Source organism: Corynebacterium axilliensis, from assembly GCF_046097495.1.
Classification (GTDB): Bacteria; Actinomycetota; Actinomycetes; order Mycobacteriales; family Mycobacteriaceae; genus Corynebacterium.
This window is the reverse complement of sequence record NZ_CP175768.1, coordinates 1,918,003-1,938,361: the sequence shown is the minus strand read 5'-3', so window position 1 is coordinate 1,938,361 and position 20,359 is coordinate 1,918,003. Positions and strand designations below refer to the sequence as shown.

Sequence of the window (20,359 nt, the reverse complement as noted above, 5' to 3'; positions counted from 1 at the left end):
CGTCTTAGCCCATGTCCACGAGGAGTACTCCCCCGATAATGAGCGCCACGCCGACTCCTTTGACCCACGTGAAGGGCTCGCGGAACAGCGCGAAGGAGGCCAGCGCGGTGAGCGCGACACCACAGGCAGTCCAGATGCCGTAGGCCACGCCCAGCGGCATGCCCGCGCGCAGCGCAAGCGACAAGAAAGCATAGGAGGACACATAGGCCACCACGACCCACGCAATCCACCACTTCTGGCCGTGCACGGCGAGCATGCGCAGGCCCAGCGTGCCGGCTACTTCGATGAGGATGGCCAGTGCTAACCAGATCACGAATCCACCTTTTGAAGCTCCGCGTGTGGCTCGCGAGCCCCCATCTCCACGCAGCCCACGCCCGCGATGATGCAGGCCATGCCCACGAGCATGAGCGGCGTGAGCTCCTCCCCGAAGAAGAGCGCAGACAAACCCGCGGTGAGTACCACGCCGGTCGCACCCCATATTCCGTAGGCCGCACCCACATGCATGCCACTGCGCAATACCTGATGCAGCGAGGTAAAAGCCGCCACGTATCCGAAAACTACTACGACGTAGGCAGCCGGGTGCGCCAGTGCGGCCTTGAGGCACAGGGTGGCGATGACCTCACTGAGGATAGCGATGGCCAGAAAAGTCCAGGCGCGCATCGGGTGTCCTTTCACGTGCGGGACGGGCGAGTAGCCGCCGTCAGATCTGCCGCATCCAGCCCACACTCGGAGAGCACGACACGGTCCTCGCGGTAGGGAATGCCTTCGGCGTCCCAGTGCGCCTGGGCCGCGGCGGTGTGGGCGTGGCCGGTGCTGTTGACAACCCGCCACCAGGCTAAATCCGAACTCTTGGACATCACCCAGCCCACGTAGCGCGCGCCGACGCCGACGACGTGTGCAATCTCGCCGTACGTGGAGACATTACCGGGCGGAATACTGCGCACTACCGCCCGCACAGCCTCTGCGCGTTCCGTCGTGGCCATGCTCTTTAGAGTTCGATGGGTTCATCGGGAGCGTCCTCGACCTCGCACAGGGTCAGCGTGGCGCCCGTCGAGTCGGCGATGAGGCACAGGCGGCCAAACGGTGACTCGTAGGGTTCGCGGATGACCTCACCGCCGGCCGCCACCGTGGCCTTCGCGGCCTGGTCCACGTCCCGCACACCCAGGTAGGTCTGCCAGAAGCTGGGCAGTCCGGAGGCGTTCCAGAAGCCGGCGAACGCCGCGCCCTCTTCCTCCGCCAGCGCGTACTCCTCATCGCCGCGAATCTCCCAATCAAAGAGCTCGCCGTAAAAGTCCAGCGTGGAGCGGAAGTTCTCCGAGACGGCCAGCTCGTGCCACACCGGGGTGCCCGGCTCGCCGCCAGCCACGAAGCGGTCTAGCTCCGGCTGCACCAGCCCAAACATGGCACCGGCGTTATCCAGCACCAGGGCCAGGGGCGCGCCCAACGCCAAAATCGTGCCGCCCAGCTTCTCCACGCGGGCGCAATCCGCCTCCAGGTCGCGGGAGAGGAAGTAGGTGGCCCAGGTGTCCTGGCCGGGGACGATTTCAGCGATGGGCAGACCCTGCAGGCGGGCGATGCCGTCCTCGAACTCCCAGCCCAGTACGGCCGAGTAAAACTTCTCCGAGGCCGCGGGGTCCGAGCTCGCCAGCGTGATCCAGTAGGGCATGCCTACTTCGGCTTCGAATGCGGGCACTAGAGGTTCCTCCACTTCTCCGGATCGAAGTCATCGTCTGCGGTGGCTTCGTCAAAGTAGTCGTCGTCATCGTCGGCGTCGGCGACACGGGCGCACGTGGAGGCGACACACACGACGTCCCCCACGGCCAGCGCCGCGCCGCGGTGCTCGACGACATCACCGTTGACCGTGACCTGGCCTTGCTCGATGAGCTCCTTCGCCTCGCCGCCAGTGGCGACCAAGGAGGCCAGCTTGAGGAACTGGCCGAGCTTGATGGATTCTCCCCTAATTGAGACGTCTAGCATGCCGACTAGCATACCGAGCCGCCACAGCCTTTAGAGCGCCAGGACCCCGCGGAAGCCCTCGATGAGAATGACCACGCCGAGCAGCAGGAAGATCCCGCCGCTGACGATGTCCACCATGGAGGAATGCCGGGCCATCCACTTCGATACCGCGCGGGTGCTCAGCGCCACGCCCACGAAGATCAGGAGGCTTTCCAGGATGAGCACCGAGCCGACCAAAGCGTTGGCGCCGAGGCCCATGCCGGGGTCAATGAAGTTGGCAAAGATGGCGCCGAAGAAGATGACCACCTTGGGGTTGGACAGGTCGCACACCAGGCCCATGCGGTACGCGGTGCCGGCCTTGATGATGCCGTCCGGGCTAAAGCCGCGAGGCTGCGGCGCGCGGTGCTCGGTGCCCACGACGGTGGCGGGTGCGCGGCGCTCGGCCACGCCCGAGCTTATCGACGTATACGCCATCCACAGCAAATAGGCACCACCTAAGACCTGCAGCGCGACGAGGATCTGTGGCGTGGCCGAAATCAGCGCGGATAAGCCCGCCAGAGAAGCCACCGTCCACACCACCAGGCCGGTGGTGCTGCCGATGGCGGCCCACACCGCCGCGCGGGTCGAGCGCGCGCCCAGCCGAATAATCTGCACCACGTCGGGCCCCGGCGAGGCCATCGCCGCGAACCACACTCCCATCAAGGCCGCAAGGGCACTGACTGCCACCTAACACCCCCATACTCGCATGCGTTTTCACTAACGCAGGCCACTATAAGGGCCGTTTCACCTGCAGCGAAACAGGTAAGCACAGTAGCTCCACCTAGCCCGCGAGCCAGACCCCCCATGAGCGCCAGCAGTGCGGAAGCAGACATGTGGCGCCTTAGGCTAGGACCCGTTCCAGCTCCGCGCAGATGTCGTTCGCCATCCCCGCCTTGAACTCGGCCGGGCTAAACACCCCGTCCTGCATGTCGGTGGCAAGTGAAATGTCGAGCTGGCTGCGCAGCTGCGTCATGGAGAAGTTCGCCATGACGAGCCGCCAAGCCTCCACCGCGCGGATGCCGCCGCTGAAGCTGTAGCCCACATAGGCGATGGGCTTAGCCACCCACTCTGCGCCCAAGGAGTCCACGGCGTTCTTGAACGCGCCCGGCACGGAGCGGTTGTACTCCGGGGTGACGAAGATATATGCGTCACAGGCATCAATCGCATCGGACCAGGCCTGGACCTTCTCATCGTCATAGTTTTTGTTGGCCGCCATCGGAATGACCGACGTGGTGAGAACAGGGACATCGAAGGCCTTGAGATCGATGAGCTCATACTCCACGTCGCCGACGTTACGGCCTTGGGCCAGGTCAGCGACCCACTGGGCAATAGCCTGTCCAGCGCGGTCGTCGCGGGTAGAGCCGAGGATGATGCCGATTTTTGCCATGTCGATGAGCCTTTCTGCCCTTGAGGGAGTGTCCTCAATCTCGTGGGCACGTCAACGTTTATTAGTGACGAGGGTACGCGGATATGTCGACGCAATCGACACGTCGCCGGGATATGTTTAAAATTTCGGAAAAAATCGACATATCCGCCAAACATGTCTATTCTTTTGCCATGGCAACTTACAGTCCAGAAATTCCCTACAACGAGCTTCCGCCCCTCCCGCCTGCAGACGTCGTGGAAACTGTCCCTGTGCTCAAGGCCATCATCGACGCCAAAGAAAAGCTCGCTGAACTACGTACCGCGTGCCAGCTCATCCCGAATCCGGAGATCATCACCTCCACGATCCCGCTGCGTGAGGCGCGCGCTTCCTCCGAAATCGAAAACATCGTCACCACTAACGACGAGCTCTTTCGTGCAGCGTGGCAGGTCGATGCCGAGCCCTCCCCTGCCACGAAGGAGGCTCTCCGCTATAACTCCGCGTTACATGCAGGCTTGTCCTCGTTATCGCAGCGTCCGCTATCAGAAAAGACGGCAAAAATCGTATGCAGCACACTTCTGGACACACAGGCCGAGGTGCGTTCCCTGCCGGGAACTTTCATCGGCAACCCCATCACGCAGCAGCGGCTTTACACGCCTCCCGAAGGCGAGGAGATTATCGAAGGTCACCTCGCGGCATGGGAGGACTATATCTATTCCAACCATGACGTGGATTCGCTAGTGAAAATGGCGCTCCTTCACTATCAATTCGAGGCAATCCATCCCTTCTACGATGGCAACGGACGCACCGGCCGAATCCTCAATGTCCTCCATCTCATCCAGGAGAAGCTCCTCGAGCTCCCAGTCTTGTATTTGTCCGGTTATATCGTTGGTAATAAGGCTGAGTACTATCGCTACCTCAATGCCGTGACTGCTCACGGAGCGTGGGAGGACTGGCTCCTTTTCATGATCCGCGGCGTGTACGCTGCGGCAGACGACGCTTCCTCGATGATTACCCAACTCCGTGCCATCCAGGAGAACACCGCGCACGAAATACGCGCTGCAGGTGTCATTAGCCAACCACATGAGATGGCTGAACTAATCCTCATCAAGCCTTACGTCCGCATCTCGGACGTGGTGGAGATGGGCGTCGTCAAGCGCCAAACCGCCAGCGCATGGTTAGCCCACTTGGTCGACCTGGGAATTTTGGAAGAGATTCAACAGGGCCGCGGGAAAGTGTTCATTCACCGCGCCGCCCTTGAAGTTCTCACCCGTGAGTAGGGCAAAACAATAGGATGGTGAGCATGAATCACCCTGATACTGGTTCCTTTGAACGCATGGCCGGCAGGCAGTGGTACATGCCCGGCGTCAATGCCGAGGTCAGCGCCGAGCACCAGCGCGGCTTCCGCTTGGTCAAGGAGCTCAACGAGCTGCAAAACACCAACCATGAGCGCGCGAGGGAGATCCTGCGCGAGCTGCTCTCCCCTGAATCCGACGTCCCGGGCCTCCACGCGCCGCTCAACCTGGAGTACGGCTGCAACGTCACCGTAGGTAAAGGCGTGTTCATCAACTTCGGGGCCACCATCTTGGCCCAGGCACCGGTCACGCTGGGAGATCGCGTCATGCTGGGGCCGAACTGCTCCCTCATCACGGTGGGCCACCCGGTCAACGATCATGAGATGCGCGCAGACGGCTGGGAGATAGCCCAGCCCATCACAGTCGGGGACAACACGTGGTTCGGCGCCAACGTCACGGTGCTGCCCGGAATCACCGTGGGCAAGAACTGCGTCGTGGGCGCGGGCACGCTGGTGACTCGGGACGTCCCGGATAACTCACTGGTGCTCGGCTCGCCGGGGCGCGTGGTGCGCACGCTCGTAGACAACGAGGAGGCCTGGGAGCGCCAGGATCTCGATGTTTGATCTCGCCGCCATCGGCCGCGGCCTGCCCGTCCTGGAGACCATCGGGTCGCTTCCGTCCGAGGGCCACGTTGTCATCCAGGCCCCGCCCGGCACGGGTAAGACCACGCTGGTTCCGCCGGCGCTGGCTAATCAGGCCGAGGGCCGCGGCAAGGTCATCGTCACCGCGCCGCGCCGCGTGGCGGTGCGCGCGGCGGCCAACCGCCTCCAGGAGCTCTCCGGACAGCGCATCGGTTACGCGGTGCGTGGGGATTCCCGCACAGGCCACGAGGTGGAGTTCGTCACCCCGGGCGTGCTGCTGCGGAGGCTCTTGCGCGATCCGGAGCTTGAGGGCGTGGCTGCTGTTGCCATAGATGAGGTGCACGAGCGCCAGCTCGACACCGACCTCGTGCTCGGCATGTGCCTGGAGCTGGCCCAGCTCCGCGAGGACTTCCGCGTCATCGCCATGTCCGCTACTGTCGACGCCGCCCGGTTCTCCCAGCTCATGGGCGGCGCACCCATCCACACCACGGAAGCTGCGACCTACCCGCTGGACATCACGTACGAGCCCCTGGCCGGCCGCGCGGCCGGGGACCGAGAGTTCTGGAAAGGCGTGGCCCGGCTGGCCGCCCAGCAGCACGAGTCCACCCTGGTCTTCGCCCCCGGCGTGCGCGAGGTCAACCTCGTGTGCGAAGAGCTGGCCGACCACAACGCCTATCCCCTGCACGGCCGCCAGACCACCGCGGAGCAGGACGCCGCGCTCTACACCACCGAGCAGCGCATCGTCGTGGCGACCTCCATCGCGGAATCCTCGCTGACCGTGCCGGGCGTGCGCACCGTCATCGACGCGGGCCTCGCGCGCGTGCCCAAGCGCGATGCGCAGCGCGGGATGAGTGGGTTGGTGACCGTGTCGACGTCGAAAAGCAGCGCCGATCAGCGCGCCGGACGCGCCGGCCGTGAGGCGCCCGGCACCGTCATCCGCTGCTATTCGCAGGACGATTACCAGCACTTTTCCCCGCACACCACCCCGGAGATCCTCTCCGCGGATCTGACCCAGGCAGCACTCTTTCTGGACTGCTGGGGCGCGGGCCCGGACTTCCCGCTGCTGGATCCGCCGCCCGGTCCGGCCCTCGCCGCCGCGCAGGCCACCCTCAAGCGCATCGGCGCCACCCAGGAGCTCGCCCTGCTGCCCACGGATCCGCGCCTCGGGGCCGCGCTGCTGCGTCACGGCAGCCAGGCCGCGCCCATTATCGCCGCGCTTGGCGACGCCCCCACGGTCACCGACCTCACCCGCCACCGCGCGCCGCAGAAGGAAGTCACGCGTCTCGCGCGCCTAGTCCAAGACCGCGGCCCCGCCGACCCGGGCGAGGTCGTGGCCACCGCCTTCCCCGAGCAGGTGGCCAAGCGCATGGGCGAAGACTACCTGCTGGCCAGCGGCACCCGCGCGCGGCTTATCGACAACTCCGGGTTGGCGGGCGCGCCGTGGCTGGCCATCGCGGAGGTGTCGCTGTCCAACGCGGGCAACCCCATCATCCGCTCCGCGGTGCGCATCGAGGAAGCGGCCGCCCTCGACATCGTCGGCGTCACCGAGGAGACCCGCGCCTTCCTTGAGGGCTCCAAGGTCCGCGGGGTGCGGGTACGCGCGGCCGGTGCCATCGTGCTTTCTGAGACCCCGGTGAAGGTCTCTGGAGACGAGGCCGTTGCGGCCCTGCGCAACTCCGGCCAAGGCCTGGGTTTGTTCCACTTCAGCGAGAAGGCCCAGAACCTGCGGGACCGGCTCCGGCACCTGCGTGCGGCCTATGGGGATCCCTGGCCAGACGTCGATAGTGACAGCGCCAGCCTGGAGTGGCTCGAACCGGAGCTGCACCAGTTGGCCTCTGGCCTAAAGCCCGACATGTATCCCGCCCTCCAGCGCCTGCTGCCGTGGCCGGAGGCCAGCCGCCTCGACGAACTAGCCCCGGAGCGCCTGCCCGTGCCTTCCGGCCGCGACGCGCGCATCGACTGGTCCGGCGAGCGCCCCGTGGTGTCCATCAAGCTGCAGGAGTGCTTCGGACTGGCCGAATCCCCCGTCTACTGCGGGCACCGCGTGCAGTTCCACCTACTCTCCCCTGCCGGCCGGCCCCTCGCGGTCACCGATGACCTGGCCAGCTTCTGGTCCGGGCCCTACGCCGGCGTGCGCGCCGACATGCGCGGGCGCTACCCCAAGCACCCGTGGCCCGAGGACCCGTGGAACGCCGTGGCCACGGCGAAGACAAAGAACCGGATGTAGCCTAGCCCCACTGCTGCCAGGCCAGGTACACGCTCATCACCACGACGAGGGTGAGCAGCGCGTAGCGGATGAACTTCGCTCCCCCGCCCAGCACCGTCCGCGCGCCCAGCTGCGCGCCGGCAATGTTGGCCACCGCGAGCACCAGCGCCAGCGCCCACTCCACGTGCCCGCCGGCGATGAACACCACGAGGGCGCCGACGTTAGTGCACGTGTTCACCACCTTCGCCATCGCCGCGGAAGCGAGGAAGTTCTGGGAGAAGATGGCGGTAAACGCCATGATGAGGAACATGCCGGTGCCGGGGCCGAAGATGCCGTCGTAGAACGCGATGGCCGCCACCGCGCCGAGCGCTGCCCACGTGCGCCAGCCGCCGCGCAGGCCCTCCCCGTCAGCGCTGCCGAAGTCAGGGCGGAAGGCCACGAAGACGCCCACGGCCACCATGAGCACGATGATGACCGGCCGCATGACGTCCTTGTCCATGAGTGCAGCTGCCGCCGCGCCCAGCACGGAACACACCAGCGCGGTAAGCCCCATGCGGATGAGCTCGCCCTGCGGCGGGCGCACCTTCTTGACCAAGGTATAAGCCGCCGACGCCGTGCCCGACACCGCCGCCACCTTGTTCGTCGCCAACGCGGTGGCCGGTGCCAGCTGCGGCGCGACGGCCAAGATGAGTGGGATGAGCACCAAACCACCGCCGCCGATGACTGCATCGACCCAGCCGGCCACGCCGGCCCCCACGGTGAGAATGGCCCAGCCGCTCAATCCAAAGTCCATAAGGACCATTAAACTCGTCCGCATGTCTACACGCGCACGGTGGGCCATCGTTGCCCCAGGTTCCTTGGCCCTCGGGGCGCTGTTGAGCTACCTGCATGTGCCGGCCGCGTGGATCCTCGGCGCCATTGTCGTCGCCGGCGCGATGGCGCTTAGCACGGGCACGGAGCTGTCCGTCAACCGCCACTTCTACGCCGTGGCCCGCGGCTTCATCGGCATGATGGCGGGTATCCCGCTCACGCTGGTACCCGCCTCCACGCTCGTCGGCTTCGTGCCGGCGGCGGTGACGATTTCCCTTATCACCGTGCTCGTCGGCGTCACCGGCGGCGTGCTTCTCCACCGCGCGCAGCCCAAGGACATCTCCTGGGAGACGGGCATCCTCTCCATGCTGCCCGGCGGGGCCTCCCTCATGCCGGCTTTGGCCAGCGAGCTGGGCGCGGACTACCGCTACGTGGCGCTGACCCAGTACCTGCGCCTGCTGGCGGTGTCGGTCTCGCTACCGCTGGTGGTCTCGTTTCTTAACGCCCCCGCGGGCCACGGCGTCGACATGAGCGTCGACGGCGAGGTCACCTGGTGGATCGTGCTGCTCACCGTCGCCATCGCCATCCTGGGCGAGCGCCTGGGCAAGCTCGCCCACCTGCCCGCCTCCGCCGTGCTGGGCCCGCTCATCCTCACCGTCGTCGTGGCGCAGTTCCTACCCGCCGGCCACACGCTGGAGCCGCTGTACGTCTTCAAGATCCTGGCGTTTATGTCCATCGGCTGGGTCTGCGGCGGCGGTCTGTCGGTGCCGGCGCTGAAGTCCTTTGCTAAGCAGCTACCCGCCACGATCCTGTTCATCGTGGTGGTCATCGGGGTCTGCGCGCTCACCGCGCTGCCGCTGACCGCGTGGCTAGACATCACCTATTTCGAGGCCTACCTGGCCACCTCGCCCGGCGCGCTGGAGACCGTCCTGGCGCTCTCCGCGGAAGGCGGCGCTGGGCCCGCCGTGGTGGCGGTGCAGATCATCCGGCTCATCATCGTGCTCGTCATCGCCGGCTACCTGCCCCAGATCCTGGGGCTATTCCGCAAGCGCCGCTAGTGGAACTACCCATACCCCATCCGGGCGCTGGAAAGCGGGACCACTCGGAATCACAACTATCAGCGCTGCAGGTGGCGTGGAAAGTTTCGCGGCTACGTGCTTAAGGTGTGCCGCCGCATTTTCGACCTCATTGTGAGAAAGCTTCGCTTCAAACCCCACCCACGAACCATCTCGAAGCTCCACTACTGCATCAATTTCTTCGCGCCCCTTCATATCCCTCAAGTGGAATGCCCCTCGCGCTCGCAGAGCTTGCGCATAAACACGCAAATCGTGCACAAGCTGCGCCTCGAAGAGGATGCCTAAAGTCTCTAGATCCTCAAGCAGTTTGTCTGGCCCTGCTCCCAACAAAGCAGCAGCCAAACCTGGATCAGCCAGCTGGCGTTTAGGCATTTGAACCATCGAAGTCTTCGAACGAGTACGTGGTGACCAAGCCGGTTGGTCCTCAACGAGGAACAGGCGCGTAGCGAAATCGTGAATGACATTGACAGTCTCCGCGGCCGGTGTCGAGGTAGCGCTGCTGAGTTCACCAATGCGTTTGCGAATCGCAGCAGCGGTAGCCGGTTGGGCAACTAGTCCGGCATAGGCACGAAGGAAAGATTGGAACCGGCGCGGATCGCGTCTCGGTCCGCCGAGTTCGGGGTAATCGTGCTCGCTCATTTCCGTCAGATAGGATTCCATGCCTTCCTGCGCATCGAGAGGATCAAGGTCAAAGAATTCCGGAAAACCACCTGCAACGATCCACCGAGCATAATCTGCCACGCTAGCATCTGTTCCAGAGGTCGGGGCCTGATTGCCAGCAATGATGGACCCCAGTGATACCCGGTCAGCAGCAATTCCTCGCTCCGCCAAGCTCAACGTGCGCAGTTGAATGGAACGAATTCGCCCTGCGCCCGAATGCCGGATGGCATCATCATCGGGCGTGGAGGAACCCGTAAGAAGAAACTGCCCTTTCTCCGGGGAGTCATCCACTGCATGGCGCACCTCATTCCAGATGGCAGGGACAACCTGCCACTCATCAATAAGCCGCGGCCGTGCGCCTTCAAGCCCCAATGCCGGTTGCATGCGTGCAAGATTTGCCTCTGGAGAATCACGGTCAAGTTGTATGGCAGATTTGGCAAACTGGCGCGCCGTTGAGGTTTTCCCGCTCGCGCGTGGGCCTTTGAGGAAGAGCGCTCCGGCAACGCGAAGCCCTCTCTCGACTTCTGCATCAACGATTCGGGGCAGGTACATACAAAGTACCTTAGCCCGAAAAATGGATAAATCACAGAGTCACTAGTGGATAAATCCAAGAGTCACTAGTGGATAAATCCAAGAGTCTGGCTGTCGACCTGGGGATTTAGTCCAGGATGGCGTGGCGCAGGATGGACATCGGCACCGAGCCCAAGGCCAGGGCCTGGGAGTGGAAGTCGCGCACGTCCATGCCCTGCTCCGTGGCGGCCCGGCGGGTGTCCTTCCACAGGCGCTGGCCCAACGCGTAGGACGGCGCCTGGCCCGGCCAGCCCAGGTAGCGGGTGACCTCGAAGTTGAGATTGGCGTCATCCATGGCGGTGTTCTCCCGCATGAACGTCTTGACGTGGGACTTGTCCCACGCGCCGGACGTCGTGCAGTCCGGCAGCGCCTTGCCCAGGTGGAGTCCGATGTCCACGACGACGCGCGCGGCGCGGAACCGTTGCGCGTCGAGAAGCCCCATGCGGAAGCCCGGGTCATCCATGTAGCCCAGCTCCGCCATGAGCGCCTCCGCGTACAGCGCCCAGCCCTCGCCGTGGCCGGAGTTCCACGTCACCGCGCGGCGCCACAGGTTCAGATCCGGCTGCGTCAGCGCGGAACCCAGCTGCAGGTGGTGGCCCGGAGCGCCCTCGTGGTGCACCGTGGTCAGCTCCTGCCACGTGTGGAACAGCTCCTGGCCCGCGGGCACGGACCACCACATGCGGCCCGGGCGGGAGAAGTCATCCGACGGCGCCGTGTAGAAGATGCCGCCGGTGCCCGCCGGGTCGATGCAGCACTCGATCTCGCGGATCTCGTCCGGAATGTCGAAGGCCGTGCCGTTGAGCTCCCCAATGACCCGGTCCGCGGTGGACTGCATCCACTCCACCAGCGCGTCGGTGCCGTGCAGCTGGTAGCGCTCCTCCTCGTTGAGCTTGCGCATCGCCGCGCGCACGGAGGTGTCCGTGCCGTACAAACTATGGGCGATCTTCTCCTGCTCCGCCTTGATGGCGCGCACCTGGTCCAGGCCCCACTCGTAGGCCTCATCCAGATCCACGGCGTCGCCCACGAAGAGCCGGGAGAAGCGCTCGTAGCGGTCGCGGCCCACCGCATCCTTGGAGGGGGCCTGCGGCTGCAGCTCATTTGACAGCCAGTCAGCGAACTCGCCGAAGGCCTCCTTGGCCGCATCCACCTCGGGGCCCTCCACGCCGAGGTCCTCGAGCATCGATCCGGCGTCGGCCAGGCGCTCCGACTGGACGAAGACCTCCGAAATCTGGCGCTGCGGGGCCACCATGCCGCGCGACGCCGCCTCCTTCAGGGAGTCCTTGTAGCCGCTTAGCGACGCCGGGACCTTCGACAGGCGCGAGCGCAGGACGTCGAGCTGCTCCGGGGTGTCCCGCGGCATGAGCATGAGCGTATCGCGGATGGTCTGCACCGGGGAGGCGATGTTGTTGAGGCAGCGGATGTCCTCGCCGGCGTGGTGCAGGTCCAGGTCCAGGCAGAGGCGGTCTCGCAGCACCGCGGCTGTGACGTAGTCCACCTCGTCGAAATCGTCCTCGTCGTCGGATTCGTCGGTGGTGTCATCCAACGCGTCGAGATCCGCCAGCATCTCGCGGGTGCGGTCAGCCACGGACTCGTAGTAGGACGGTGAAAAGTCCTCGAGCTCCCCATCGAAACCGGGGATGCCCCACGCGGTGGCGTCGGTAGGCGTGAGCTGCGCGAGGTCGTGGACGAAGTTGTCGCACGACGCGTCCAACAGGGAAGGTTGGCGCGACTCCATGGTCTGGTCAAAACTCATAAGGGCGAAGTCTAACGATGACCCGCCTTAAGGGCCAACCCAGCAGCGCCTTTTTACCAGGTTGTTAGCTAATTGTTGTCCCACTTGGTGCCCGGATGCTGCCACGCGGCGAAGGCGTCGAGCACCGCGGCCGGCGACGGGTCCATGACCAGCGCGTCGACGAAGCGCTGTTGCACGAATCCCGCCTGCGCCATCGAGTGATACAGCCCGGCGAAGGGCTGCCAGAAGCCATCGACGTCCACCAGGCCCACCGGGCCGTCCAGGTTGCCCAGCTGCTGGAGCGTGAGGACCTCACTGAGCTCCTCCAGCGTGCCCACGCCGCCGGGCAGGCACACGTAGGCCCCGGCGAGCTGCTCCATGCGCGTCTTGCGCTGCGCCATGGTCTTCACCACTTCGAGGGTGCTCAGGCGCGGGTGGGAGAGCTCCAAGTCCACCAGCTGCTCCGGGATGACGCCGACGACGGTTCCCCCGGCGTCCAGGCACGCATCCGCGACGATGCCCATAAGCCCCACGTTGCCGCCGCCATATACCAAGGTCAGGCCGCGGCGCGCGAGTTCTTCTCCCAACTGGCGCGCCGCCTCCGCGTAGGCCGGTGAGTTTCCCGCGGCGGAGCCGCAATACACAGCAACAGAATCCATGCGTTCAACTGTATCCCAACCGCTCGCCTAGACCATGATGTCTACTGACAGACAATTTCTATTAGACAATGCGGTCTGCTGAATTTATACTTGCCCCATGATCAAACCCGGCCCCGTGTTCACCCGACCCCGCACTCCGGCGGCGAAGTGCCTCCACCTGATTCGACTGACCCCCATCGTCACCCGCAGCGAGCTGGTCGAAGCCACAGGGCTATCCCAACCCACCATCACGCGCGCCACCTCCGCTCTCCTCGGCGCGGGCCTCATCCAGGAGCGCACCGACCTCACCCAGTCCCGCGGCCGCGGGCGCCCCACCGTGCCCCTGGAAGTGGCGGACAACAACTGGATGCTCGCCGGAGTGGCGGTGGGCACCGCGTTCACCCGCATCGCCTTCTACGACACCAAGGGCCGCACCCTGTGTGAGGAGGACGTGGCAACCCCCATCTCGCGGCTGAGTGAGGGCGACGTCATTGAGCACATCATCGCCGACATGAACCGCCTGATGACGGGCCTGGACCGCCGCCTGGTCTCGGTGGGCGTGACCACCTCCGGTAGCGTCGACGACTCCGGCCTGGTCACCGCCCCCAACCTGGGCTGGAACCGCATGGACATCACCAGCCGCCTGGAGTACCAGTTTGGTGTGCCCGTGGTTGTCTCCTCCGTCGTCCCCGCCATCCTCGGCTCCGAGACGCAGTCCACGCAGCTGGGCAGCGAGAAGCCGGTCATGGTGCTGTACGCGGACGATTCGGTGGGCGCGGCCCTGACCACCACCGATGAGATCACGCAGCTGCCGCTCGACGCCCCGGAGTCCCTGGCCACGCAGGCGCTTCTCGACGCCACCTCGGCCCCCACCTTCGCCGATGCCGTGCAGGATCCCAACGCCCGGGCGCTTCTCGACGATCGCGCGCGCACCCTCGGCACCATCGCCGCCGAGCTGCTGGCGGAGCACCAGCCGGACACCCTCGTCGTGGCGGGCGGCGCCTTTGTGGACGACCCCGCCGCGCCGAAGCTCTTCGCCTCCGCCGTGCGTCAGGCCTGCCCCCACCCGACGGAGCTGCGCCTGATCCCTGCGCACACGGAGATCGTCCGCGCCTGCACCCGCGCCGTGGCGCTCGACCCGCTGCTGCGCGTGCCGCTGGATCTAAGCCGCGAGCTCAACGCGGCCTAGCTCTCCGGTTGCGGGGTGTACCCCCTTGGCCTAGTCTTTCTGGTCATGGGGGTATTAGAAACCTACTTCCACTACCGCAACTCGGGGATCGCGCTAGTGGAACACGCATCCAGCTCACCCGACAAGCTCCGCGCGCTCGGCGCCGATACAGCCGACGCCGCTGAACTCGCACGCCTGCACCGCATCTACTTCGGCCCTACCCGCTTTAGTGGTAAACAACGCAAAGCCCGCACCGCCGCCCAACACCACGCCCACGGCCTGAGCATCCTTAACCTCATCGAGTCCTACACCTCCCGCGTCAAGAAAGAACTCGACGCCTGGAACCTGCGCGCCCGGCTGGCCGCCACACCCGCACATCGCATCCGCGAGGTTGCCACCAAACGCCTCAAAGAACTGCGCACCAAACGCGCCCAGAAACCCGGGGTACGGTTCACCTACCGCACACAGGGGCCCAACTCCGTCACCATCACCGACACACCCACCGTCATCGCCGATATCCGCGGCACCCTCGAATCCATCAACCCCACCAACCTGCTAGACGCCGCCACAACCGCCATCCTGGGCGGTAACACCGGCACCAGGCCCGCTGTGCACGCCCAAGTCGTAGTCACCCTGGACGAATTCGACCGCATCATCAACGGAGACGGTGACGAAATCGAACTCCAACTCACCAACGGTGCCCGCATGACTGGGGCGGAATTCCTCACCCATAAGTTTGCTGAGATTGGCTATGCCACTATCGTCCACCCCGTCGAAGGACCTATCAACTCCTACCGGATAGAGCGCCACGCAAACTGGAAACAACGCCTCACCCTGTGTGCCGAAACCCAAACCTGCTCCAGACCAGGCTGTAACAAGCCGGCGGATTACTGCCAGGTCCACCACATCATCCCCTGGCAGGCAGGCGGTTTCACCAACATCAAGAACCTGACCTTCCTGTGCGCCTACCACAACGGCATCAACGATGATGACCCGTCGAAACCCACAGGAAGAGGCTACGTCTTCAGAATGCCCGGCGGCATCGGCTACATCCCACCCTGGGGCGCACCAATCACCGCCACCCCCGAATACCAACAAGCCCTCACCAGACTCACCGCCGAGAAACCACCAGGCGCAGGTTAGAAACCTGCGCAGAGCCACAACGAAACCCGCCAACCACACCAGGTTGACGGGGAATTCGGCGATCCTTCTTAGAAGCGCACCGAGTCAATGCCCGTAAATAGGTGCGCATTCAGCCCCGCGCGCTCGGCGCCGGCCACGAAGTCGGGCCGGTCGTCGAAAAAGTGGGTCTCCTTCACGCTGGCGCCGAGCGCCTCCACCGCCACCCGGTAGGCCTCCTCCTTGGGCTTGGCCACGCCGATATCGCAGCTCAGCGTCACCGCCGCGCACTCTCCCAACCACGGCTGGGTCGCCCGGACCTTCGCGGCCAAGGAGGCGGGAACGTTGGAGAGCACGCCCACGCTGTGCCCCTCCCCAATGAGGCGCAGGACCACGTCCACCATCGCGGGGTCCGCGGAGAGCAGATGGTCGGTATCGAGATCCACGGCGCGCGAGACCTCAAAGGGCCCCACGTGCGTCATGGCGCGGATGCGGCCCCAATACTGCGAATCGCTCACTTGGCCTGCATCGTAGGCAGGCCGCAGCTCCTCATAGACGGACCAAAAGTGCTCCGGATCCTCCGGGCACACATAGCGTTCGAGTTCAGCGTGGTCGGCCGGCGTGGCCGAGCGCAGAAGCACGCCGTACAGATCGAAGAGCAGTGTGGACATGGGCCCAGTGTAGCCACACGGCCACCGCCCCGGTCAGCGTCCCGCCGACGAACATTGGCAGCGCCACCGCCGCCTGCCCCCACGGCAGCGCGCCCAGGGTCGACAGCGCCCCCACCAGCAGCAAGCCGCCCACACTAAACAGCGAACGGCTCAGTGCCGTCGATGCCGCCCCGGCGCACACCAACAGCGCCACGCCCGCAAACGGACCCAGCATCAGGGCAAGGGCAAAGAAAAACGTCCCCAACGCCACATTCGTCGACGCCAGCCAAGTGCCACCCACCAGTGCAATCGCCAGCCCAGCCAGGGCACCGATAATGAGCATCAGCCGCGTTCTAGTCATAAAAGTAATTCTCCCACCAACCACTCGGGCCGTGGGAGAAATAACGCAATTTATATGGCTTCGTTACCCGTCGTTATGGGCCGGTGACTTAGCGCTCGGCCAGGGAAGTGTCGACAAGCAGCAGGCCCGAACCGTTGTCCCCGGCCAGCTTGAGCTGCTCGATAACACCGGAGACCGTCGCCTCCTCCTCCACCTGCTCATCCAGGAACCAGTTGAGCAGCTGGCGGGAGTCCAAGTCCCCCACCTCATCCGCCGTGCGGACAATCTCACGAATCTGCTCCGACACCTTCTGCTCATGCGCCAGGGAAGCCTCGAAGGCATCGAGCGGGGTGGCCGCCTTGACCGCGCCCACCTGGATGTCCTCCAGCTCCACGCGGTAGCCGCGATCCAGCAGGTGATCGGCGAACTTCTTAGCGTGCTCGCGCTCCTCCTCCGCCTGCTTGTAGAACCACGCGCTCATGCCCGGGAAGGAGAGGTTCTCCATCTCATAAGCCAGCTGGGTGTAGACCAGCGCGGCGGCGTGCTCGTTGTTGACCTGTGCGTTGAGGAGGGTTTGCAGCTTCTCATCCATGGTGGTGGATCCTTTCTAGTCGGGAGAGCACCCAGGATACCGAAATTTAGCCCAGGTCTCCGCTGAGCCGGCGGTAGCGCTCCAAGCTCGCCCCGTCCAGGCCTCGGAATTCGACCTCCACCCCGCGCGCGGCGTACTTGCTCGACACCGAGTCCAGCACCGCTACCGTCGAGGCGTCCCACACCTCCGCCTGCGAGAAGTCCACGATGACCTGGTCCACCGGCAGCGTGTAGTCGAAGGCGTAGACCAAGTCGTTGGAGGAGGCGAAGAAAAGCTGGCCGCGGACGGTATACACGTTGCCGTCCAGCTCCACCGACACCAGGTGCGCCACGCGCCGCGCGAACGCCACCGACGCCACCACGACGCCCAGCACCACGCCGACCGCCAGGTTCTTCGTCAGCAGCGTGCCCGCCACGGTGACGAGCATGACGGCCGTCTCGCTCCACGGCATGCGGTGCAGCGTGCGCACCGAATGCCAGTCCACCGTGTGGAAGGACACCATGAGCATCACCGCCACCAGCGCGGCCATGGGGATGCGCCCCACCGTCTCCCCCAGCACCAGGATGAGAATGAGGAGGAAGACGCCGGCGAGGAACGTGGACAGGCGCGTGCGCGCCCGCGAATCCTTGACGTTGATCATGGTCTGGCCAATCATGGCGCACACGCCCATGCCGCCAATCGCGGCGGCGAGGATGTTGCCAATGCCCTGGCCGATTGACTCGCGGGTCTTGTCGGAGTGGGTGTCCGTGATGTCGTCGACAAGCTTGGCGGTCAGCAGGGACTCCATGAGGCCGACGAGCGCCACGCCCAGCGCGTAGGGCAGGCACAGCAGGAACGTCTCGCTGGTCCACGGCACGTCCGGGATGACAAAGCCGGGCAGCGACGTGGGCAGCTCGCCCTGGTCCGCCACGTCCGGCACGTCCCAGCCGCACGCCACCACCAGGGCGCTGACCACGAGGATGGTCACCAGCGGCGCGGGCACGACGGTGGTCAGCCGCGGCCACAGCACCATGATGGCCAGGCCAAGCGCCACCAGCGCGTACACCAGCCAGGGCACGCCGCGCAGGTGCGGCAGCTGCGCGGTAAACATGAGGATGCCCAGGGCGTTGACGAATCCGGTCATGACGCTGCGGGGGATAAAACGCATAAGCTTAGCGACGCCTACCGCGCCCATCACCACCTGCATAATCCCCGCCATCCAGATGGTGAGCAGCACGTACTGCAGGCCGTGCTCGTGCGCCAGCGGCGCGATGACCACGGCCACCGAGCCGGCGGCGGCGGAGATCATCGCCGGGCGCCCGCCGGTGAGCGCAATGGACAGCGCCATGATGACGGAGGCGAACAGGCCCACCTTCGGGTCGAGGCCGGCGAGGATGGAGAAACTTAAAACTTCCGGAATGAGGGCGAGCGCAACAGCAAGCCCGCCAAACACCTCCTGGCGGAGGCGGGCGGGCGAGCTGCAGGCCGCGCGGAAAGATCCGGCGGAGGCTTCTGGCATTAATGACCTTCCTTGTGGGAGCCATCGCGGGTAATGACCGGCAGGACGGACCAGGCGAAGTTGATCCACTGGTCGGTCTTCTTCCAGGAAAAGTCCGGCTCGAAGATGGTGGTGGGCTTGGTGTAGATGACGGCGGACTTCACCTCGGAGGCGGTCTGCTCGAGGAGGTTGACCACGAGGTCGAGCGTCTTGCCGGAATCGGCCACATCGTCGACAACGAGGACCTTCTTGTCCTTGAGCGAGTCAGTATCCAGCTGCGGGTTGAGCAGGATGGGCTCCGGGAGGGTCTGGCCGATGTCAGTGTAGAACTCCACGTTGATCGCACCCATCTCCTTGACGCCGATGGCGTAACCGATGGCGCCGGCGGGGATGAGGCCGCCGCGGGCCACGCCCACGATGAGGTCCGGGAACCAGCCGGACTCGACGATCTGCTGGGACAGGTAGCGGCTGGCCTCGCCGAAGACCTCCCACGTCAGGTTTTCGCGTTCCGGGTTCCACCACTCCGGTGTGCTCATGGTCTAGGTCTCCTTCGCCAGAATTGTCATTTCCCCTAGTCTATCCACCACGCCCCACGCCGCAAACCCCGGCGGGGTGCAAATGTCAGCGGAAGGGGACCTCCGCCACGGTGCGGCGCAACTTGCGGGTGCGCAGGCGCTCCGGGTTTTCGGCTAAAGCCTCCACCGCGCGCACCGCGCACATGACGTGCGCTTCTTTCGAGTTGGAGTAAAAGGCCTGCGCTTGGGCCGGAAGCTTGGGTACCGCATGCAGCGGGAGGTCGGAGACGGACAGCAGCGTGCCGTAGGGGATGCGGTAGCGGTAGCCGTTGGCCGCCAGCGTGCACGACTCCATGTCCACGGCCACGGCGGTGGAGTGGCGCAGCCACTCCCACAGGTCGCGGGAGGTCCGCCACTCCCAGTTGCGGTCATCGGTGGAGAGCACCGTGCCGGTGCGCATCAGGGAGTTGTCCTCGCCGTAGACCTCATCCACCGCAGCCTCGAGCATGCGCTGGATCTCGGGGATGGCGGGAATCGGGTTGCCGGTGGCCACCGTGTTGTCCAGGATGTGGTCGCCGCGCTGGTAGGCGTTGCCCAGAATGAGGTCTCCGATGCGCATGCGGCCGTCCAGCCCTGCGCAGTGGCCGATCATGATCCAGGCCTCCGGGCGCAGGACCGCCAAGCAGTCCGTGATGGTCTTCGCGTTTGAGGGGCCGACGCCGATGTTGATCATCGTGATGCCATCGCCGCCGGCGGTGATGAGATCAAAGCGCGGCATCTGGTAGCGGGAGGTGAGGGTGAGCTCGTCGACGTCGAGAAGCACCGCGTCATTGGAGTGGATGGTCTCCCCCGTCGGCAGCACCAGCGCCGTGTAACGCGAATCCTCCCGCGCCAGCTCCCGCAGGCCGAACTTGACGAACTCCGTGGTGTGCATGGCGTAGTTGGTGAACAGGATGTACATCTGCACCGTGTCCACCTCGATGCCGGTGTAGTGCTCGATGCGCGCGCAGGCGATGTCGAAGCGCTGCGGGCCGAAGTGGAACAGCGGCTTCTCCTTGCCGTGGAAGACCTTCCAGGCGCCGTCCACGATGCCGTCATTCACCGCGTCCAGGGTGGGCCGCGGGATCTCTCCCCGATCTTGCGGCAGTGGCCCGGCGTCCCGGATGTATTCCGGGGGAATCCGCTCATCCGACTGGCCCACGTACATATCGCACGGGTAGTTGCTGGTCAGCCTGGTCAGCTGCTCGGTGAGGTAGCTGCGGATGAGCCAGGGTTTGGAGATCACCGCAGAATAGCGTCCCTCTTGGTCCACGTAGCCGAAGGGCTCAGAGCGGTCGATGGGAGTCCACCGGCGGACCTGCACGGTGATCTTGGGGTAGACCACGTGGCGGTAGGCATCGTGGTCCCCAGAGGCGAGCGCTTCGCGCGCTAGGGCGCAGGAGCTGTCATAAAGCTCGCAGAGGCGGTTGACCGCCTCGGTGACGGAGTGGGCATGCTGCAGGTCGCTCATGC

Annotated in this window: 23 protein-coding genes; 6 read left to right on the top strand and 17 right to left on the bottom strand. The window is 65.1% G+C overall.

Annotated features, from left to right (window positions below; genetic code table 11):
• Positions 1-4 precede the first annotated feature (4 nt).
• From ACKFR8_RS09330 to ACKFR8_RS09300, 7 genes are all read right to left on the bottom strand, one after another.
• The gene (locus tag ACKFR8_RS09330) at positions 5-313 is read right to left on the bottom strand and encodes a DMT family transporter (protein WP_408929879.1); all 309 of its coding nucleotides are present in this window, start codon (positions 311-313) and stop codon (positions 5-7) included.
• Positions 310-660, bottom strand: coding sequence for a DMT family transporter (locus ACKFR8_RS09325; RefSeq protein ID WP_408929878.1), 351 nt, complete (start codon positions 658-660; stop codon positions 310-312). Before ACKFR8_RS09325 ends, ACKFR8_RS09330 begins: the two co-directional genes overlap by 4 nt.
• 11 nt (positions 661-671) lie before the next feature.
• Positions 672-983: an MGMT family protein gene (locus ACKFR8_RS09320; protein ID WP_408929877.1), complete on the bottom strand. Its 312-nt coding sequence runs from the start codon at positions 981-983 to the stop codon at positions 672-674.
• 5 nt (positions 984-988) lie between these two features.
• Positions 989-1,693, bottom strand: coding sequence for a VOC family protein (locus tag ACKFR8_RS09315; protein ID WP_296133138.1), 705 nt, complete (start codon positions 1,691-1,693; stop codon positions 989-991).
• Entirely contained in the window at positions 1,693-1,977 is a 285-nt protein-coding gene (locus tag ACKFR8_RS09310; RefSeq protein WP_296133136.1) for an RNA-binding S4 domain-containing protein, read from the bottom strand. Before ACKFR8_RS09310 ends, ACKFR8_RS09315 begins: the two co-directional genes overlap by 1 nt.
• Positions 1,978-2,007: 30 nt before the next feature.
• Positions 2,008-2,682 carry a LysE family translocator gene (locus ACKFR8_RS09305; RefSeq protein ID WP_306507744.1) on the bottom strand — a complete coding sequence of 225 codons (675 nt, stop codon included), beginning with the start codon at positions 2,680-2,682 and terminating at the stop codon, positions 2,008-2,010.
• Positions 2,683-2,836: 154 nt separating this feature from the next.
• A complete protein-coding gene (locus ACKFR8_RS09300) occupies positions 2,837-3,382 on the bottom strand; it encodes an NADPH-dependent FMN reductase (RefSeq protein WP_296134374.1) in 546 nt (181 codons plus the stop codon).
• A 170-nt stretch (positions 3,383-3,552) separates the two neighbouring features.
• On the opposite strand from ACKFR8_RS09300, the gene ACKFR8_RS09295 reads away from it, so the two are divergent.
• Genes ACKFR8_RS09295 through ACKFR8_RS09285 form a run of 3 tightly spaced genes read left to right on the top strand, consistent with a single transcriptional unit; the run spans position 3,553 to position 7,521 of the window.
• Positions 3,553-4,638 carry a Fic family protein gene (locus ACKFR8_RS09295; RefSeq protein WP_408929876.1) on the top strand — a complete coding sequence of 362 codons (1,086 nt, stop codon included), beginning with the start codon at positions 3,553-3,555 and terminating at the stop codon, positions 4,636-4,638.
• A 23-nt stretch (positions 4,639-4,661) separates the two neighbouring features.
• Complete coding sequence (locus tag ACKFR8_RS09290; RefSeq protein WP_408929875.1) at positions 4,662-5,276, top strand: sugar O-acetyltransferase; 615 nt, start codon at positions 4,662-4,664, stop codon at positions 5,274-5,276.
• Positions 5,269-7,521, top strand: coding sequence for an ATP-dependent RNA helicase (locus tag ACKFR8_RS09285; protein WP_408929874.1), 2,253 nt, complete (start codon positions 5,269-5,271; stop codon positions 7,519-7,521). Before ACKFR8_RS09290 ends, ACKFR8_RS09285 begins: the two co-directional genes overlap by 8 nt.
• 1 nt (position 7,522) lies before the next feature.
• Here the strand turns inward: ACKFR8_RS09285 and ACKFR8_RS09280 are convergent, their stop codons facing one another.
• Entirely contained in the window at positions 7,523-8,293 is a 771-nt protein-coding gene (locus ACKFR8_RS09280; protein ID WP_408929873.1) for a TSUP family transporter, read from the bottom strand.
• Between the two features lie 22 nt (positions 8,294-8,315).
• On the opposite strand from ACKFR8_RS09280, the gene ACKFR8_RS09275 reads away from it, so the two are divergent.
• Positions 8,316-9,368, top strand: coding sequence for an AbrB family transcriptional regulator (locus tag ACKFR8_RS09275; RefSeq protein WP_408929872.1), 1,053 nt, complete (start codon positions 8,316-8,318; stop codon positions 9,366-9,368).
• On the opposite strand, the gene ACKFR8_RS09270 is transcribed toward ACKFR8_RS09275, so the two are convergent.
• From ACKFR8_RS09270 to ACKFR8_RS09260, 3 genes are all read right to left on the bottom strand, one after another.
• On the bottom strand, positions 9,348-10,598 hold the full coding sequence (locus ACKFR8_RS09270) for an ATP-binding protein (protein WP_296134385.1): 1,251 nt from the start codon (positions 10,596-10,598) through the stop codon (positions 9,348-9,350). The two genes, ACKFR8_RS09275 and ACKFR8_RS09270, sit on opposite strands and share 21 nt — an antisense overlap.
• Before the next feature lie 106 nt (positions 10,599-10,704).
• Positions 10,705-12,369 (bottom strand): DUF885 domain-containing protein, encoded by a 1,665-nt coding sequence (locus ACKFR8_RS09265; protein WP_408929871.1) that lies wholly within the window; start codon positions 12,367-12,369, stop codon positions 10,705-10,707.
• Positions 12,370-12,437: 68 nt separating this feature from the next.
• On the bottom strand, positions 12,438-13,007 hold the full coding sequence (locus ACKFR8_RS09260; protein ID WP_408929870.1) for an LOG family protein: 570 nt from the start codon (positions 13,005-13,007) through the stop codon (positions 12,438-12,440).
• Between the two features lie 97 nt (positions 13,008-13,104).
• Between ACKFR8_RS09260 and ACKFR8_RS09255 the strand changes: the two genes are divergently transcribed.
• Together ACKFR8_RS09255 and ACKFR8_RS09250 are read left to right on the top strand one after the other, a co-directional pair.
• A complete protein-coding gene (locus ACKFR8_RS09255) occupies positions 13,105-14,175 on the top strand; it encodes an ROK family protein (protein WP_408929869.1) in 1,071 nt (356 codons plus the stop codon).
• Between the two features lie 45 nt (positions 14,176-14,220).
• Positions 14,221-15,297, top strand: a complete 1,077-nt coding sequence (locus ACKFR8_RS09250; RefSeq protein WP_408929868.1) for an HNH endonuclease signature motif containing protein — start codon at positions 14,221-14,223, stop codon at positions 15,295-15,297.
• A 68-nt stretch (positions 15,298-15,365) separates the two neighbouring features.
• Here ACKFR8_RS09250 and ACKFR8_RS09245 read toward each other — a convergent pair whose 3' ends face one another.
• From ACKFR8_RS09245 to amn, 6 genes are all read right to left on the bottom strand, one after another.
• Complete coding sequence (locus tag ACKFR8_RS09245) at positions 15,366-15,944, bottom strand: HAD-IA family hydrolase (RefSeq protein WP_408929867.1); 579 nt, start codon at positions 15,942-15,944, stop codon at positions 15,366-15,368.
• Entirely contained in the window at positions 15,877-16,284 is a 408-nt protein-coding gene (locus ACKFR8_RS09240; protein WP_306508217.1) for a hypothetical protein, read from the bottom strand. The genes ACKFR8_RS09245 and ACKFR8_RS09240 overlap by 68 nt, the downstream gene beginning before the upstream one ends.
• 88 nt (positions 16,285-16,372) lie before the next feature.
• Entirely contained in the window at positions 16,373-16,855 is a 483-nt protein-coding gene (locus ACKFR8_RS09235; protein ID WP_306508216.1) for a ferritin, read from the bottom strand.
• Positions 16,856-16,901: 46 nt separating this feature from the next.
• Positions 16,902-18,353, bottom strand: coding sequence for a SulP family inorganic anion transporter (locus ACKFR8_RS09230; protein ID WP_408929866.1), 1,452 nt, complete (start codon positions 18,351-18,353; stop codon positions 16,902-16,904).
• Complete coding sequence (locus ACKFR8_RS09225; protein WP_408929865.1) at positions 18,353-18,868, bottom strand: phosphoribosyltransferase; 516 nt, start codon at positions 18,866-18,868, stop codon at positions 18,353-18,355. Before ACKFR8_RS09225 ends, ACKFR8_RS09230 begins: the two co-directional genes overlap by 1 nt.
• 85 nt (positions 18,869-18,953) lie before the next feature.
• Complete coding sequence (gene amn, locus ACKFR8_RS09220) at positions 18,954-20,357, bottom strand: AMP nucleosidase (RefSeq protein WP_408929864.1); 1,404 nt, start codon at positions 20,355-20,357, stop codon at positions 18,954-18,956.
• Positions 20,358-20,359 lie beyond the last annotated feature (2 nt).

Bases quoted from the DNA above. Each gene is read 5' to 3' on its own strand.
- ACKFR8_RS09300 (WP_296134374.1), bottom strand. From the start codon at position 3,382: ATGGCAAAAATCGGCATCATCCTCGGCTCTACCCGCGACGACCGCGCT.
- ACKFR8_RS09295 (WP_408929876.1), top strand. From the start codon at position 3,553: ATGGCAACTTACAGTCCAGAAATTCCCTACAACGAGCTTCCGCCCCTC.
- ACKFR8_RS09320 (WP_408929877.1), bottom strand. From the start codon at position 983: ATGGCCACGACGGAACGCGCAGAGGCTGTGCGGGCGGTAGTGCGCAGT.
- ACKFR8_RS09290 (WP_408929875.1), top strand. From the start codon at position 4,662: ATGAATCACCCTGATACTGGTTCCTTTGAACGCATGGCCGGCAGGCAG.
- ACKFR8_RS09255 (WP_408929869.1), top strand. From the start codon at position 13,105: ATGATCAAACCCGGCCCCGTGTTCACCCGACCCCGCACTCCGGCGGCG.
- ACKFR8_RS09260 (WP_408929870.1), bottom strand. From the start codon at position 13,007: ATGGATTCTGTTGCTGTGTATTGCGGCTCCGCCGCGGGAAACTCACCG.
- ACKFR8_RS09250 (WP_408929868.1), top strand. From the start codon at position 14,221: ATGGGGGTATTAGAAACCTACTTCCACTACCGCAACTCGGGGATCGCG.
- ACKFR8_RS09240 (WP_306508217.1), bottom strand. From the start codon at position 16,284: ATGACTAGAACGCGGCTGATGCTCATTATCGGTGCCCTGGCTGGGCTG.
- ACKFR8_RS09225 (WP_408929865.1), bottom strand. From the start codon at position 18,868: ATGAGCACACCGGAGTGGTGGAACCCGGAACGCGAAAACCTGACGTGG.
- ACKFR8_RS09230 (WP_408929866.1), bottom strand. From the start codon at position 18,353: ATGCCAGAAGCCTCCGCCGGATCTTTCCGCGCGGCCTGCAGCTCGCCC.
- ACKFR8_RS09275 (WP_408929872.1), top strand. From the start codon at position 8,316: ATGTCTACACGCGCACGGTGGGCCATCGTTGCCCCAGGTTCCTTGGCC.
- ACKFR8_RS09245 (WP_408929867.1), bottom strand. From the start codon at position 15,944: ATGTCCACACTGCTCTTCGATCTGTACGGCGTGCTTCTGCGCTCGGCC.
- ACKFR8_RS09270 (WP_296134385.1), bottom strand. From the start codon at position 10,598: ATGTACCTGCCCCGAATCGTTGATGCAGAAGTCGAGAGAGGGCTTCGC.
- ACKFR8_RS09280 (WP_408929873.1), bottom strand. From the start codon at position 8,293: ATGGACTTTGGATTGAGCGGCTGGGCCATTCTCACCGTGGGGGCCGGC.
- ACKFR8_RS09310 (WP_296133136.1), bottom strand. From the start codon at position 1,977: ATGCTAGACGTCTCAATTAGGGGAGAATCCATCAAGCTCGGCCAGTTC.
- ACKFR8_RS09265 (WP_408929871.1), bottom strand. From the start codon at position 12,369: ATGAGTTTTGACCAGACCATGGAGTCGCGCCAACCTTCCCTGTTGGAC.
- ACKFR8_RS09325 (WP_408929878.1), bottom strand. From the start codon at position 660: ATGCGCGCCTGGACTTTTCTGGCCATCGCTATCCTCAGTGAGGTCATC.
- ACKFR8_RS09285 (WP_408929874.1), top strand. From the start codon at position 5,269: ATGTTTGATCTCGCCGCCATCGGCCGCGGCCTGCCCGTCCTGGAGACC.
- amn (WP_408929864.1), bottom strand. From the start codon at position 20,357: ATGAGCGACCTGCAGCATGCCCACTCCGTCACCGAGGCGGTCAACCGC.
- ACKFR8_RS09235 (WP_306508216.1), bottom strand. From the start codon at position 16,855: ATGGATGAGAAGCTGCAAACCCTCCTCAACGCACAGGTCAACAACGAG.